This window comes from Clostridium sp. C105KSO13, assembly GCF_001517425.1.
Lineage (GTDB): Bacteria > Bacillota > Clostridia > Lachnospirales > Lachnospiraceae > Muricomes.
This window is the reverse complement of record NZ_FBWL01000165.1, coordinates 79,897-94,258: the sequence shown is the minus strand read 5'-3', so window position 1 is coordinate 94,258 and position 14,362 is coordinate 79,897. Positions and strand designations below refer to the sequence as shown.

Annotated in this window: 11 protein-coding genes; 10 read left to right on the top strand and 1 reads right to left on the bottom strand. The window is 43.8% G+C overall.

The window, feature by feature from the left end; genetic code table 11:
- The first annotated feature begins 116 nt into the window (after nt 1-116).
- The 10 genes from BN3456_RS09030 to BN3456_RS08985 all read left to right on the top strand — a co-directional run bounded on the left by BN3456_RS09030 (nt 117) and on the right by BN3456_RS08985 (nt 13,180).
- Nucleotides 117-1,202 carry a galactose ABC transporter substrate-binding protein gene (locus BN3456_RS09030; protein ID WP_089983815.1) on the top strand — a complete coding sequence of 362 codons (1,086 nt, stop codon included), beginning with the start codon at nt 117-119 and terminating at the stop codon, nt 1,200-1,202.
- Between the two features lie 69 nt (nt 1,203-1,271).
- Complete coding sequence (locus BN3456_RS09025) at nt 1,272-2,768, top strand: sugar ABC transporter ATP-binding protein (RefSeq protein ID WP_089983814.1); 1,497 nt, start codon at nt 1,272-1,274, stop codon at nt 2,766-2,768.
- A gap of 30 nt (nt 2,769-2,798) precedes the next feature.
- Nucleotides 2,799-4,034, top strand: coding sequence for a galactose/methyl galactoside ABC transporter permease MglC (gene mglC, locus BN3456_RS09020; RefSeq protein ID WP_089983813.1), 1,236 nt, complete (start codon nt 2,799-2,801; stop codon nt 4,032-4,034).
- A gap of 77 nt (nt 4,035-4,111) precedes the next feature.
- Entirely contained in the window at nt 4,112-5,740 is a 1,629-nt protein-coding gene (locus BN3456_RS09015; protein ID WP_089983812.1) for a response regulator, read from the top strand.
- 19 nt (nt 5,741-5,759) lie between these two features.
- The gene (locus BN3456_RS09010) at nt 5,760-7,568 is read left to right on the top strand and encodes a sensor histidine kinase (RefSeq protein WP_089983811.1); all 1,809 of its coding nucleotides are present in this window, start codon (nt 5,760-5,762) and stop codon (nt 7,566-7,568) included.
- Nucleotides 7,565-8,536, top strand: a complete 972-nt coding sequence (locus BN3456_RS09005) for a substrate-binding domain-containing protein (RefSeq protein ID WP_089983810.1) — start codon at nt 7,565-7,567, stop codon at nt 8,534-8,536. Before BN3456_RS09010 ends, BN3456_RS09005 begins: the two co-directional genes overlap by 4 nt.
- A gap of 53 nt (nt 8,537-8,589) precedes the next feature.
- On the top strand, nt 8,590-9,654 hold the full coding sequence (locus tag BN3456_RS09000; RefSeq protein ID WP_242862844.1) for a galactose ABC transporter substrate-binding protein: 1,065 nt from the start codon (nt 8,590-8,592) through the stop codon (nt 9,652-9,654).
- Between the two features lie 64 nt (nt 9,655-9,718).
- Nucleotides 9,719-10,342 carry a superoxide dismutase gene (locus BN3456_RS08995; RefSeq protein WP_089983809.1) on the top strand — a complete coding sequence of 208 codons (624 nt, stop codon included), beginning with the start codon at nt 9,719-9,721 and terminating at the stop codon, nt 10,340-10,342.
- 117 nt (nt 10,343-10,459) lie between these two features.
- Entirely contained in the window at nt 10,460-11,875 is a 1,416-nt protein-coding gene (gene rhaB, locus BN3456_RS08990; RefSeq protein ID WP_089983808.1) for a rhamnulokinase, read from the top strand.
- Between the two features lie 51 nt (nt 11,876-11,926).
- Nucleotides 11,927-13,180: an L-rhamnose isomerase gene (locus tag BN3456_RS08985; RefSeq protein WP_089983807.1), complete on the top strand. Its 1,254-nt coding sequence runs from the start codon at nt 11,927-11,929 to the stop codon at nt 13,178-13,180.
- 221 nt (nt 13,181-13,401) lie between these two features.
- Here the strand turns inward: BN3456_RS08985 and BN3456_RS08975 are convergent, their stop codons facing one another.
- Complete coding sequence (locus BN3456_RS08975) at nt 13,402-14,121, bottom strand: phosphatase (RefSeq protein ID WP_089983805.1); 720 nt, start codon at nt 14,119-14,121, stop codon at nt 13,402-13,404.
- Nucleotides 14,122-14,362 lie beyond the last annotated feature (241 nt).

Here is a 14,362-nt window from a genome sequence, read left to right as displayed (position 1 = left end):
ATCAAAGCAATATAGAAGAATTTTGTATGTACTTTGTAAAAGATTTTTCCTACACTAAATGCAAGATAAGCAAATGAATGCTTACGAAACAAGAAAAGAATCAGGAGGATGGTAGAATGAAAAGAAAAAAAGCAGCAAGAGTATTGGCACTTAGTCTGGCGGCGATTATGACAGTTGGAATGGCAACCGGATGTAGAAGAGGCGGCGGCAGTTCGGACGCAAAAGATGAGGGCAAGGGTTCATCGAAAGAGAGCGTCATGATTGGTTCTGCGATCTATAAGTTTGATGATACTTTTATGACCGGTGTGCGCACAGCTATGACGAATCAGGCAAAGTCAGAGGGGGCTGACCTGGAGTTGGTGGATTCCCAGAACAAACAGGCCACTCAGAATGAGCAGGTGGATACATTTATCACAAAGGGAGTAAATGCCCTGGCAATTAATCCTGTAGATCGTACGGCGGCAGGGCCTATTATTGAAAAAGCGAAAGCAGCGAAACTGCCGATTGTATTTCTTAACCGTGAGCCGGAAGAAAATGATATGCAGAGTTACGATAAGGTTTGGTATGTAGGTGCAAAGGCAGAGCAGTCAGGAACTCTTTCTGGAGAGATTATTTCGGACTTCTTTACAGAACACCCGGAAGCTGACAAGAATGGAGACGGCGTGATTCAGTATATCATGATCCAGGGAGAACCCGGACATCAAGACGCAACACTTCGTACAGAATACTCTGTCAAAGCACTGGAAGAAGCCGGATTCAAGACAGAAAAGCTGGCAGCAGATACGGCAATGTGGGATAAGGCAAAGGCAACAGATCTGATGAAAGCATTTATTACGTCACAGGGACTGGACAAAATTGAGGCAGTACTTTGCAATAATGATGATATGGCCCTGGGTGCAATTGAGGCACTGAAAACAGAAGGATACAATACAAACAAAGACGATCTTACAAAATATATTCCCGTAGTAGGAGTGGACGCTACGGCACCGGCTCTGGAAGCCATGAAAGAAGGTTCTCTGCTGGGAACAGTTCTAAATGACGCAGAGAACCAGGGGAAAGCAACAATCAATGTAGCGGCTGCTGCAGTGGCAGGAAAAGAAATCAATGAAGAAAATGTTGGTTATCCTGTAACAGACGGCAAATATATCTGGATTGACTATGTAAAGGTGACAGACGAGAACTATCAGGATTATATGAAATAAACAGCCGTAACAAAAAGCAGGCCGGAGGCAGAAATATATTGCCTCCGGCTGTGAAGGAGGAGCGATGATATGGGCGAATATATACTGGAAATGAACCATATAACCAAAGTTTTTCCAGGTGTAAAAGCACTCGATGATGTCAGCCTGAAAGTCAGGGCTGGTACTGTTCATGCGCTGATGGGTGAAAACGGGGCAGGGAAGTCTACTTTAATGAAGTGTCTGTTCGGCATCTATCATGAAGACGGCGGAGAGATTATTCTGAGTGGAAAAGAAGAAAAAATAATGAATTCAAAGCAGGCGCTTGACCTTGGTGTTTCCATGATTCATCAGGAACTCCATCCCATTCGGTTCAGGCCAGTCATGGAAAACATCTGGCTGGGCAGGTTTCCTATGAAAGGGGTGGCAGTTGACAAAAAGGCAATGATACAGAAAACAAAGGAACTGTTTCAGGAAGTAGACCTGGATATAGATCCGGAAGTACTAGCTGGTAAGCTGTCTGCGTCCAATCTCCAGCTTGTGGAGATTGCAAGGGCGGTCAGCTATAATTCTAAGATTATTATTATGGATGAGCCAACCTCATCTTTGACTGAGAATGAAACGCAGCATCTGTTCAAGATTATAAAGCAGCTTCAGGCAAAAGGGTGCGCGATTATCTACATATCACACAAAATGGAAGAAATTCTGAAGATAGCGGACGAGGTTACAATTATGCGGGATGGACAGTATGTAGGGACCTGGGATTCAAAGGATCTTACAACTGATCTGATCATCAGCAGGATGGTGGGACGTGATATGACAAACCGGTTCCCGCCCAAAGAATATGTTCCGTCGGATGAAGTTGTATTGAAAGTGGAAGGGCTTACATCTCCAATGGAGAAGTCTTTCAAGAATGTTAGTTTTGAGCTGAGAAAAGGTGAAATACTGGGAATCGGCGGACTGGTGGGAGCTCAGAGGACGGAAGTGGTAGAGGCAATCTTTGGACTGCGGGAGATTGTGTCAGGGACAATTATTAAAGATGGCAGGCCATTTCAGATAAAGTCCCCTCGTGACGCTATAGGAGAGAACATTGCGCTGCTCACGGAAGAGCGGCGGGCAACCGGCATCTTTGGCATTCTTTCCGTTCTCGATAATACGGTAATTGCAAGTCAGAAAAAATATGCCAAAAACGGTGTGCTGAACAACAGAAAGAGAGCAGAGGCGGCAGGCAAATCTAACAAAGAGCTAAGAACCAGAACACCAAATCTGGAAGAATTGATGGAGAACCTTTCAGGAGGAAATCAGCAGAAGGTACTCCTTGCAAGATGGCTTCTTACGGATCCGGATATATTAATATTGGATGAGCCAACCCGGGGAATTGATGTAGGTGCTAAATATGAAATATACACAATTATGCACAGACTGGCAGCACAGGGCAAATCCATTATTATGATTTCCTCTGAAATGCCTGAACTTCTCGGAATGTCAGACAGGATTATGGTAATGTGCGAAGGACGTGTCACAGGATTTTTAAAAGGCGAAGACGCAGATTCCGTAAAAGTGATGAACTATGCCACAAAGTTTATGTAATAGGAAATGAGTGAAAGTGAGGTAATACATATGCAAAAAAAAGGGAGAATAATTGCCCGCAAAAAGTATGGCATGTTTTTTGCGATAGCCGGAGCTGCAATATTTGTGCTGGGATGGATTTTTTACTATTTTCTGGATCCTGCGGTTTTTTATGACATGGGACTTTATGTTGCACTGGTAGGAGCGGCCTTTGGGATTTATGGCCTTCGTCAGCTTAAGGGCAGGCAGCACCACCAGGGTGTTCCGGTGGAAATTTCGACTGTAACAGGAAAACAGTTTTTGACAAATAATGCGATTATGCTGGCGCTACTGGTTATGGTGGTGGTTATCATGATTATGGAGCCGCGCTTTATGAAACTTCAGGTTATGCTGGATATTCTGACACAGTCATCCACGAAAATGATCGTAGCTCTTGGAATCAGTTTTACCCTGCTGATTGCAGGTACAGATCTTTCGGCAGGGCGTATGGTAGGACTGGCAGCGGTTATCTCCACCTCTATGCTGCAGACGCCCGACTATGCCAATAGGTTTTTCCCGGATCTTCCACGCATGCCGTTGATTGTTCCCATTGTACTTGCCGTATTGGCCTGTGCCGTCTTTGGCCTGCTCAATGGTTTTCTTGTAGCGCAATATGAGATGCACCCGTTTATCGCAACGCTGGCTGTACAGGTTATGGTTTATGGCGTTACTTCACTGTATTTTGATATGGAGCCAAATAAATCTCAGCCTATCGGCGGTGTACGTCCGGATTTTGTTGCACTGGGTCAGAAAAGAATCCTTACGATAGAAGGTGTATTTCCGGGAATTTCTATTCTTGTACCGATTGCGATTTTCTTTGTGTTACTGATATGGTTTATTCTTAATAAAACCGTATTCGGAAAAAATGTATATGCCATCGGCGGCAATAGAGAGGCAGCAGTTGTATCCGGTGTGAATGTATTTAAAACAATTATGGGAATCTTTATTCTTGCATCTGTGCTGTACGGAATTGCTGGTGTACTTGAAGCAGCGAGAACTGCCGGGGCAACGAACAATTATGGCAACGGTTATGAACTGGATGCCATTGCAGCCTGCGTTGTGGGAGGCGTTTCCTTAAACGGAGGAATCGGAAAAGTCGGAGGTATTGTCAGTGGTGTACTTATATTCACTGTCATTCAGTATGGTCTTCAGTTCATAGCAGTCAGCCCAATGTGGCAGCAGGTAATTAAAGGCATTATTATTGCAGTGGCGGTTGCCATTGACTTGTCAAAATACAGGAAGAAATAGTTTACAATAAATGCTATAATAGATTGTGATAGATCTATTATAGCATCTTTCTGTTCGACGTTTAGACGGAGGTTCTTATGGGGATTTATAAGGTTTTGATAGCGGATGACGAGGCTGAAATCCGAGATGGTATGATACAAAGGCTGGATTGGGGCGTCTTAGGTTTTGCTGTGGCGGCTTCCGCCGAGAATGGCGTGGAGGCACTGGAGATGCTGGAACAGACCAAGCCCGACGTTATCATGACAGATATAAAGATGCCTTTTATGGACGGGCTTGAGTTTATAGAAAAAGCTGTGGAGATGCTTCCCACGGTGAAAATCATTGTGTTTTCAGGGTTTGATGATTTTGAATACGCGCAGAAGGCAATACGGCTGAACGTGGAAGAGTATCTGCTGAAGCCGATTTCATCCGCGCAGTTGACACAGTCCCTTGTAAAATTAAAAAAGAAAATGGATAAGGAGCTGGAAGAACGCAGGAATATTGATTTGCTGCGGGAAAGCTATAAAGAAAGTTATCCGATTATGCGGGAGCAGTTTCTGGCCGGAATTCTGGAGAGAACGATACCCAGGCAGCAGATTTTCCAAAAGGCAAAACAGTATCAGATTGATTCGGAAAGAAGACTGCGGGCGGTAGTCTTAATAGCAGCAGACAGAGAGCCTATTGTTGAAGTAAAAGAACAGGCCTCTTTATTTTCAGGACGGGAGGAACTGGTCCCTCTTGCCATACGCCAGATAACAGAGTCAGTGCTGGACAGGTTTCACAAAGTAGATTATCTTCTGCATCAGGATTATATAGCCGGAATTGTGCAGTTGACCGGAGAAAGCCAGATATCTATTTTAATGAATGAAATCAATGAGATATGCCGGGAGAGCAGGTCCGTGACAGGAATGGAGGTTGCCGCAGGCATTGGCAGCCCAGTACAGAGTCTGGAGGAAATAAGCTATTCCTACCGGGAGGCTGAGAATGCTGTGGAGTACAGCATGCTGCGGGGGCGTCCAAAAGGCGGGGAAAGTGTTTACATCAAGGATGTAGAGCCGGAGGATATAGCTGGAAGGCTGCAGTTCAGTGAAGTGGAGGAACGGGCTTTTTTCAGAGCGGTAAAATCGGGGGATGAAGAGAAGATACGGCAGCAGACTGAAAGTTTCTTTCATAAGCTGGAACAATCCAGGCTACCCTATCACCGCTATCAGACACATGTTTTTGAGCTTTTTACACTCGTGATGCGTCTTGCAGACATATATCACCTGGATTTAAAAGAAGTGTTCGGCGGGGAGACTAACTATATTTCCAGGCTGTTCGGGCTGCACTCCCTGGGACAGATTAAAAAGTGGTTTATGCAAGGATGCATAAAACTGGGTCATATGATACAAAAAGAACAGGCTAACGCAGGCGAGACACTGATATCAAGGGCAAAAGAGTATGTGGAAGATAACTTTCAGAATACCGCGCTGTCTGTAGAGCGTTTATGTGAGGAACTTCATGTAAGTCCGGCATATTTCTCTACTGTTTTTAAGAAACAGACGGGAAAGAGCTTTGTTTCTTATCTCACGGAGGTCCGGTTGAATGAGGCGGTTCATCTGCTGGATACAACGGCTGATAAAACATATATAATTGCTGCAAAGGTGGGATATGCCGAGCCCAACTATTTTAGCTATGTGTTTAAAAAGAAATATGGCGTGGCGCCGTCCAGATACAGGAAACAGTAACGGAAGGTGAGAGAGGAACATGAGGCTCTGGAAGAAAATCAGGAAATCACTGCAGAGAAGAAGTCTGCAGTTTATGCTGTCGCTTACATTTACTGCGGTGTCTGTTGTCGTCCTGCTCGTGGTGGCCATGGGCTATTCTGGGCGCTTCATAAATTCTGCGGAGAAAATGGCAATCAATAATAACAAAAATGTGCTGAACCAGATGAACCAAAATCTGGACAATTATCTGCATAATATGATGAACATTTCAAATGCCATGTATTACAGCATTATTAAGAATACGGATTTTGAAAAAGATGGGGTTTCAAAAGTTACAGAACAGATGAAACTTTTATATGACGCAAATGCCTCCTCGCTGGTGAGTATTTCTATTTTCAGCGATGATGGAGAAATTATTGCGGCTCAGCCCTTAAGCCGTCTCAAACCCAGTGTGGAGACAACGGAGGAAGAGTGGTTTATCCGGGCAAATGAAAAGATTGAAAACCTGCATTTTTCCACTCCTCATGTGGAGAATCTGTTTGTAAATTCAGATAGTATTTATCACTGGGTAGTATCCTTAAGCCGATCGGTGGAAATGACCAGAGACGGAACAATTGTCCACGGTGTCGTGCTTGTTGATATGAATTTTACGGGAATTGAACAGATATGCAAAAATGTGGATTTGGGAGAGTCGGGATATGTATACATCGTGGATCCCAGCGGAGAACTGATCTATCACCCAAACCAGCAGTTGATATATGCGGGAGTATTCCATGAAAATCATAAGAAGGCGGCAGCCTATTCAGAAGGCAGTCATATGGAAATTTTTGAAGGCCAGGAGCTCCAGATTACTGTAAAAACTGTGGGTTATACAGGCTGGAAGTTGATCGGGGTATCTCCCACTTCGGACATTACCTCTGCATACACACAGAATAGCCAGTTTATGTGGCTTGTTGCAATTTTTGCCATATTGACACTGATCACAGTAAATATGTTTGTATCGGCCAGAGTTGCGAACCCGATTAAACAGCTGGAAAAGTCTGTGAGAGAACTGGAACGTAATAATCTGGATGCCAGGATTCCACAAAGTGGAACCTATGAGATCCGTCATCTTGCAAAAACGCTGCAGTCGATGGCGGACAATATGCGCCGGCTTATGGATGACATCGTTGTAGAGCAGGAGAGCAAAAGAAAAAGCGAGATGGATGCCCTGCAATCCCAGATTAATCCACATTTCTTGTATAATACTCTTGATTCTATTGTATGGATGATTGAAAATGAACGTTATGACGGGGCTATCAAAATGGTCACTGCCCTTGCCAGATTATTTAGAATCAGCCTGAGCAAAGGTAAAAATATTATTACAGTAGAACAGGAACTGCAGCACGTAGAAAATTATTTGATTATTCAGAAGGTAAGGTACAAGAATAAGTTTATTTATAATATAGAGACAGAGAAATCCGTGCTGCAATGTGGGGTCATTAAGCTAAGTGTACAGCCACTGGTTGAAAATTCGATTTATCATGGCATGGATTTTATGGACGGGGACGGAGAAATTTCTATCCGTGCATATCAAAGAGATGACGATTTGGTGATTGAGGTGGAAGACAACGGCCCGGGCATGACAGAGGACCAGATTGAAGTACTCGTAAACGGAAGTCAGAAACAGAGCCGTACACGGGGATCGGGCATTGGTTTTCATAATGTGGAGGAACGAATTCAGCTTTATTTTGGAAAAGCGTATGGACTTGAGGTGGAAAGTGAGCCGGATGAAGGCACTCTTGTACGTGCCAGGCTGCCGCTAATTTCAGTAGAAGAGGCGGAGAAGAAAGGAGAGGGCAGGCTGTGACACATAAAAGAAAGATTATCATACTTGTACTGGGAATATGTGCAGCAGCGTCTGTACTTGCTTTTCTTATTCTGCCGCACCGCCGAGGGACCGAGGAAGTATATCAGATATCGTATATTCACCGAGGAGAGACCACGGAGGACACCCAGCAGGTAATTTTCCAGGGAATGGAGCAGGCGGCCACGGAATTCAATGTAGAGATAACAACGGTAAGTTCCGGGCACCCGGCAGATGCAGGGGAACAAAAAGAACTTCTAAAGACAGAGGTGGAAAACGGAGCAGATGCTATTCTCATAGAGAGTGTAAACAATGAAGTGGTGAGAAAAGAAATAGAGAAAATCAGTTCTGAAATACCCGTGGTCGAGGTGAATTCGTGGACCCAAAAAGAGGATACAGGAAAACGCAATAAGGTTCATGCTGACGACTATGAAATGGGACAGAAACTGGGAGAAAAAATTCTGGAACAGTCAAACTTGTCAGAGGGTGTGATTCTGATAAAATGCGGGACAGAATATACAGATGTGGCACAGCGGTATAAAGGAACAAAAGATGTTTTGGAGGCTGCGGTCGTACCCATTGAAGAAGTAAATGTAGGAACCGATGAAGCAACCCGGTCAGCGGCATTTGTGGATTTGCTGCGAGACAGTAAGAACCGGCATATTGTGGCATTTAGCAGCACTGTACTGGAACAGCTGGGTAAGGTGAAACAGGAGGAAGAAGATTTTAAAAGAATTCCTATCTGTGGTATCGGAAATACAAACCAGATCATCAACTACCTGGAGAATGGGATTATCCAGATAATTGGTGTGTCAAACGAATACAGTATTGGATATTTAAGCGTAAGAAATGCAGTTGAAAAATTGCACGGTGAAGAACCACAAGACAATAAAATCAGATACTCTATTATTGACTCCGGCCAAATGTACAGTATGGAGAATCAGCGCCTTCTATTTCCATTTGTACAATAACCGGTTACAGTTCAGCCAATAAATTGAACCAAAAGATGCAAGGGGGAAGGTATATGAGGAGGATTTTAGGCAGACTGTGGATGTTGGCAGGTATGGTTATTTTAATCGTGGGGATGTCGGTGACTTCTTCTGGATGTATCAAAAGGAGAGATAAAGAAAAGGAAAAGAATCCGATAAAAATAGGGGTGGCAATTTACCGGGGTGATGATGCATTTATCTCCTCTGTGAGCAGCTACCTGACAAGTGGCGGAAAGGCTCTGGAGACAAAACTCAGGCGTAAGGTGGTCATTAACATTGCTGATGCAAAGAATAATCAGGGGAGCCAGAATGATCAGGTGGATAATTTCATTAGCAGGGGCTATGACATTATTTGTGTGAACATGGTGGACCGGACAGCGGCAGCAGTCATTGCGGACAAGGCTAAAGAAGCCCATATTCCGATTATATTTTTCAACAGAGAACCTGTGGAAGAGGATATGCAGATCTGGGACAGGGAATATTATGTCGGTACGGATGCCAGAGAAGCGGGTATACTGCAGGGAGAACTTCTTATAAATGAATATGAGAGAAATCCACAAAAGATGGACAAGAACGGGGACGGCAAACTGCAGTATGTTATGCTGGAAGGAGAACAGGTACATCAGGATGCACTGATCCGCACAGAATTTTCGGTGAAAACAGTTCTGCAGGCAGGAATTGAGATGGATAAGCTTGGGAACGAGACCTGCAACTGGATGCGTTCTCTTTCCTATGAGGCAATGCTGAAATGGCTGGAGGATTATGGAAGTTCTATAGAAGTTGTCATGTCCAATAATGACGAAATGGCCCTCGGAGCAGTGCAGGCTCTGCGGGAAAAGGATATGCTGGAGAACGGGCCAGTTATCGTGGGGATAGATGGAACAAAAGATTGCCTGGAGGCCATATCCAAAGGGGATATATACGGAACTGTGAAAAATGATGCGAAAAAACAGGCAGAGGTCATACTTACAATCGGAGGCGCATGTGCAGAGGGAAAAGATCCTACAAGTCTGGTGCCGGAGTTGGACGGGCACTATGTGCGGGTGCCCCATTTCAAAGTGACAAAGGTGAACGCGGGGGTTCTGCTGAAAGAAGAATAGAAACCAATAAATATGAACAGGGAGACTGTCTGTTACATATACTATAAAAAACGAGATTTTTTACATGAACGAACATTACAAGTTTTCTAATTCTCCATTACCTTATGCTTATGATGCTATGGAACCGTACATTGATGAAAAAACAATGTGGCTGCATCATGACAGACATCTTCAAACATATATTGATGATTTGAATGATGCACTGGCTAAGTATCCACAATTTCAAAGCTGGTCACTGGAAACACTTCTGGGAAATATACCCAGGCTCCCACAAGACATTCAGACAGATGTAAAGAACAATGCTGGAGGAGTATTTAACCACAGGTTCTATTTTGAAAACCTTTTAAATCCTGCTCCCGCGCAGCCGACAGGACAACTAAAAGAAGCCATCAACAAAAAGTATGGTAATTACCAGCGCTTCAAAGAACAATTTAAAGAAGAAGCTTCTTCGGTATTTGGCTCCGGTTATGCGTGGCTTGTAGTCGACGATGACGGACAGCTAAAAATTATAACAACCAAGAACCAGGATACACCGGTCCCTCTGGAAATGTGCCCTGTACTCAATATAGACGTCTGGGAACATGCATATTATTTAAAACACTATAATTTGCGGGATGATTATATCGATGACTGGTTTCAGGTAGTTAACTGGGACAATGCTAATGATAATTATGAGAAATGCCTGTGATGGCATCCAGAACTGCAAATAAGGACGGCTATTTTTGTAAATGCCGTCCTTTTTTTGTCCTCTTTCAACGATTATAATACAAGTATAATAGTAGAAAAGTATAAAGGAGGTATGGAATTGGATAAGTATTATTTAGCCGTTGACATCGGGGCGTCCAGTGGGCGTCATATACTTGCTTCTGTAGCTGACGGGAAGATGCAGCTTGAGGAAGTATACCGCTTCCCGAACGGCATGGATAATAAGGATGGTACGTTGTGCTGGGATGTAAACCGTCTGTTCACTGAGATTAAGAATGGCCTGAAAAAGTGTAAAGAGATTGGCAAGATTCCGGTCTCCATGGGGATTGACACCTGGGGCGTGGATTATGTGCTGCTTGATAAAGAGGACAAAATTCTGGGTGACACAGTAGGATACCGGGATGACCGTACAACCGGGATGGACAAAAAGGTATATGAGATAATTTCTCAAGATGACCTATATACCAGAACTGGTATTCAGAAACAGATTTTCAACACAATCTACCAGCTTATGGCAGTTAAAGAAACTAACCCCGAGTATCTTGAGCAGGCAGATTCCATTTTGATGATTCCGGATTATTTCCACTTTCTTCTCACAGGTGTAAAGAGAATGGAGTATACAAACGGAACAACCGGACAGCTGATCAATCCGTTGACCAACGATTGGGATTATGAGCTGATGGATATGCTTGGATATCCTTCCGGAATATTTAAACCGGTTTCTATGCCTGGGACTGTAGTGGGGAACTTCACTAAGGCAATACAGGAAGAAGTGGGATTTGACTGCAAAGTTGTGCTCCCGGCCACACACGATACGGGCTCGGCAGTGCTGGCAGTTCCAACAAATAATGACAATGCTATTTACATCAGTTCCGGCACATGGTCATTGATGGGGATTGAGCGAAAAGAAGCCGACTGCTCTATGGCAAGTATGAAGGCTAATTTTACAAATGAAGGAGGCTATGACCACCGATTTCGCTACCTGAAAAATATCATGGGACTTTGGATGATTCAGTCAGTAAAGAAGGAGTTTGAAGAGGATTTATCTTTCGCCGCAATTTGTGAGAGGGCAGCGAAGGAAATAATCCCATCTATTGTGGACTGTAACGATGACAGATTTCTGGCTCCAGAGAGCATGATCCAGGCGGTCCAGGATTTCTGCAGAAAAACAAATCAACAGGTGCCTGATACAACAGCAGAAATATCAGCGGTTATCTACAACAGCCTGGCAAAATGCTACGGTGACACAGTTAAGGAAATAGAATCAATTACCGGTAATACATATGATACAATTTATGTGGTGGGAGGCGGCGCGAACGCCGGATATTTGAACGAATTAACTGCAAAATACACACAAAAGAAAGTTTCGGCAGGTCCTACAGAGGCTACTGCAATCGGTAATATAACCGTGCAAATGCTCCACGATGGCGTGTTTGTAGACCTTCCGGAGGCAAGGACATGCATCGGAGAGTCATTTGACATAAAAAGATACGATGAAAAAGGAAAACAATTCTGAAAACGGAGCTCAAAAGGGACTGTCCCCGTTTTGAAAAAAGGAGGATTTACTATGACAACGAAGGAAAGATATGAATCAGCGAGGGAGATTTATGCAGGTGTCGGTGTTGACACGGATAAGGTGCTGGAGACTTTGAAGAGTGTGCCGATTTCTATGCACTGCTGGCAGGGGGATGATGTAAATGGGTTTGACCGTGAGGGTGCTCTTACGGGAGGAATCCAGGCTACAGGAAATTATCCGGGAAAGGCAAAGACACCGGAAGAACTGATGGCGGATATTGATGAGGCGCTGAGCCTAATTCCAGGAAAGCACAGAATTAATGTTCATGCAAGCTATGCCATTTTTGAAGAAGGTGAGTGGGTTGACCGTGATAAACTGGAGCCAAAGCATTTTAAGAAATGGGTAGAGTTTGCGAAGGAAAGAGGACTTGGACTTGATTTCAACCCCACATTCTTCTCTCATCCGAAGGCAGATGCATATACTTTGACAAGTCCTGATGAGGAAATCCGCAAGTTCTGGATTGACCATGGAAAAGCTTGTGTGCGCATTTCACAGTACTTCGCAGAGGAGCTGGGAACACCTTGTCTGATGAACATCTGGATTCCGGATGGATTTAAGGATATTCCGGCTGACAGACTGGGACCAAGAGCAAGATATAAAGATTCCCTGGATCAGATTCTGGGAATTGACTATGATAAAGAAAAAGTTCTTGTATGCCTGGAGTCCAAGGTGTTTGGTATCGGACTGGAAGCTTACACAGCAGGGTCTGCAGAATTTACAATGAACTATGTGATGAACAAAGGCATTGTACCGCTGATGGATAACGGCCATTATCATCCGACAGAAGTGGTTTCTGACAAGATTTCTTCTATGCTGCTGTTCAATGATAAGATTGCGCTTCATGTAACAAGACCAGTGCGCTGGGACAGTGATCATGTAGTACTGCTTGATGATGAGACGAAGGAAATTGCAAAAGAAATTGTAAGAAATGACGCTCTGAATAGAGTGATTATCGGTCTGGATTTCTTTGATGCAAGTATCAACAGAATTTCCGCATGGGTAGTCGGTATGAGAAATATGCAGAAAGCTCTGATGCTGGCAATGTTAAGCCCGAACAAAAAGCTTATGGAACTGCAGGATACACAGCAGTTTACAGAACTGATGGCAATGCAGGAGGAACTGAAATGCTATCCGTTCGGAGATGTCTGGAATTATTTCTGTGAAATCAATAATGTGCCGGAGAAAGAAGACTGGTTCAAGGAAATAAAACGTTATGAGTCTGAGGTGCTATCTAAGAGAGCATAGTCAAATACCCCACAGCAAGCTGACGGGGCATCAAATTTGTAGCGCAGCAAGCTGCGGGGAATTTGACCCTCGCGGCAGTCGCCAAGTGGAAATGCTTGCATTTCCACTTGGCTCGTTGCTCGCGGGAATAAAAGCTTTTACAAAAAAATGGCTTCCACCTATATGGTTGGGCCATTTTTTGTAAATTCAGATACCAACTGCTTGACACATTAAATGCACCGTCACTTTTTCTCAAGGAAGTGCTTGAATGTTCTAACGGAGTAATTCATAATCAGAGACTCGGGCATCCCGGCAAGGTCTGCGAACTTCAGGGCACAGGAAAAGTCTCCTACGTGCTTGGTACCATGGCTGTCACTTGCCAGCACTACAGGGCAGCTAAAGTGTCTGCATAAGTTTAGTATCATCAGATCATTGAACCGGGTGTCGCCACGGTATCCGTCAGGACCCAGGGAACTATTGTTAATTTCCAGAAGCACGTGATATTTCATGGCTGCCCTCACAAGGGCAAGATAATCTACGGGATATTTTACATCGTCACAATGTCCAATGATGCGCACATTGGGATTTTTCATGGCTGCAATATAGGTCTGAGTATTTTCTTCTTTAGTTCCGGGCTTCTTGACTGGTTTATGAACACTTGCAATTACATAATCCAGCTTTTCAAGAATGGAATTGTCCAGATCCAGTTTTCCATTGTTGTCCAGAATGTTTGCTTCCGCACCGTACAGCATTTCCACTCCAAGACGCTTCTTTTGGGCATAGGCAAGGTTACGGAAATAAGAGGTACGGCCCCCGCCAAAGGTAGCAGGGCCGTGGTCTGATATTCCAAGCATCTTTAAATGTCTGGAGGCCGCAGCCTTTGCCATATCTGTTATAGTAGCAGCGGAGCCGTGTCCGCTGGCAATTGTATGAGTATGTATATCAAATTCGAGAGAAGACATATCCAGCGCCTTTCTAATTAAAACCTTACTGTATAGTATGGAGTATTTTCCCGGTTTTGTCAATGAAAGTTCAGAATAAAACCCTAGAAAACCAACAAAAACAAATAAATATGGACTAATATTAAGTGGGATTTTGAGCGAAATCAGCGAATAATATGTTGTTTTTATTGACTTGCATATAACATTGAAGTATAATGATGAAAACTGGATACAGACTATTTATGTGCAGGGAAGGAGTAAT

What these genes read in the sequence shown, in the direction of transcription:
- BN3456_RS09030 (WP_089983815.1), top strand. Translation starts at nt 117, where the DNA reads ATGAAAAGAAAAAAAGCAGCAAGAGTATTGGCACTTAGTCTGGCGGCG.
- BN3456_RS09025 (WP_089983814.1), top strand. Translation starts at nt 1,272, where the DNA reads ATGGGCGAATATATACTGGAAATGAACCATATAACCAAAGTTTTTCCA.
- mglC (WP_089983813.1), top strand. Translation starts at nt 2,799, where the DNA reads ATGCAAAAAAAAGGGAGAATAATTGCCCGCAAAAAGTATGGCATGTTT.
- BN3456_RS09015 (WP_089983812.1), top strand. Translation starts at nt 4,112, where the DNA reads ATGGGGATTTATAAGGTTTTGATAGCGGATGACGAGGCTGAAATCCGA.
- BN3456_RS09010 (WP_089983811.1), top strand. Translation starts at nt 5,760, where the DNA reads ATGAGGCTCTGGAAGAAAATCAGGAAATCACTGCAGAGAAGAAGTCTG.
- BN3456_RS09000 (WP_242862844.1), top strand. Translation starts at nt 8,590, where the DNA reads ATGAGGAGGATTTTAGGCAGACTGTGGATGTTGGCAGGTATGGTTATT.
- BN3456_RS08995 (WP_089983809.1), top strand. Translation starts at nt 9,719, where the DNA reads ATGAACGAACATTACAAGTTTTCTAATTCTCCATTACCTTATGCTTAT.
- BN3456_RS08985 (WP_089983807.1), top strand. Translation starts at nt 11,927, where the DNA reads ATGACAACGAAGGAAAGATATGAATCAGCGAGGGAGATTTATGCAGGT.
- BN3456_RS08975 (WP_089983805.1), bottom strand. Translation starts at nt 14,121, where the DNA reads ATGTCTTCTCTCGAATTTGATATACATACTCATACAATTGCCAGCGGA.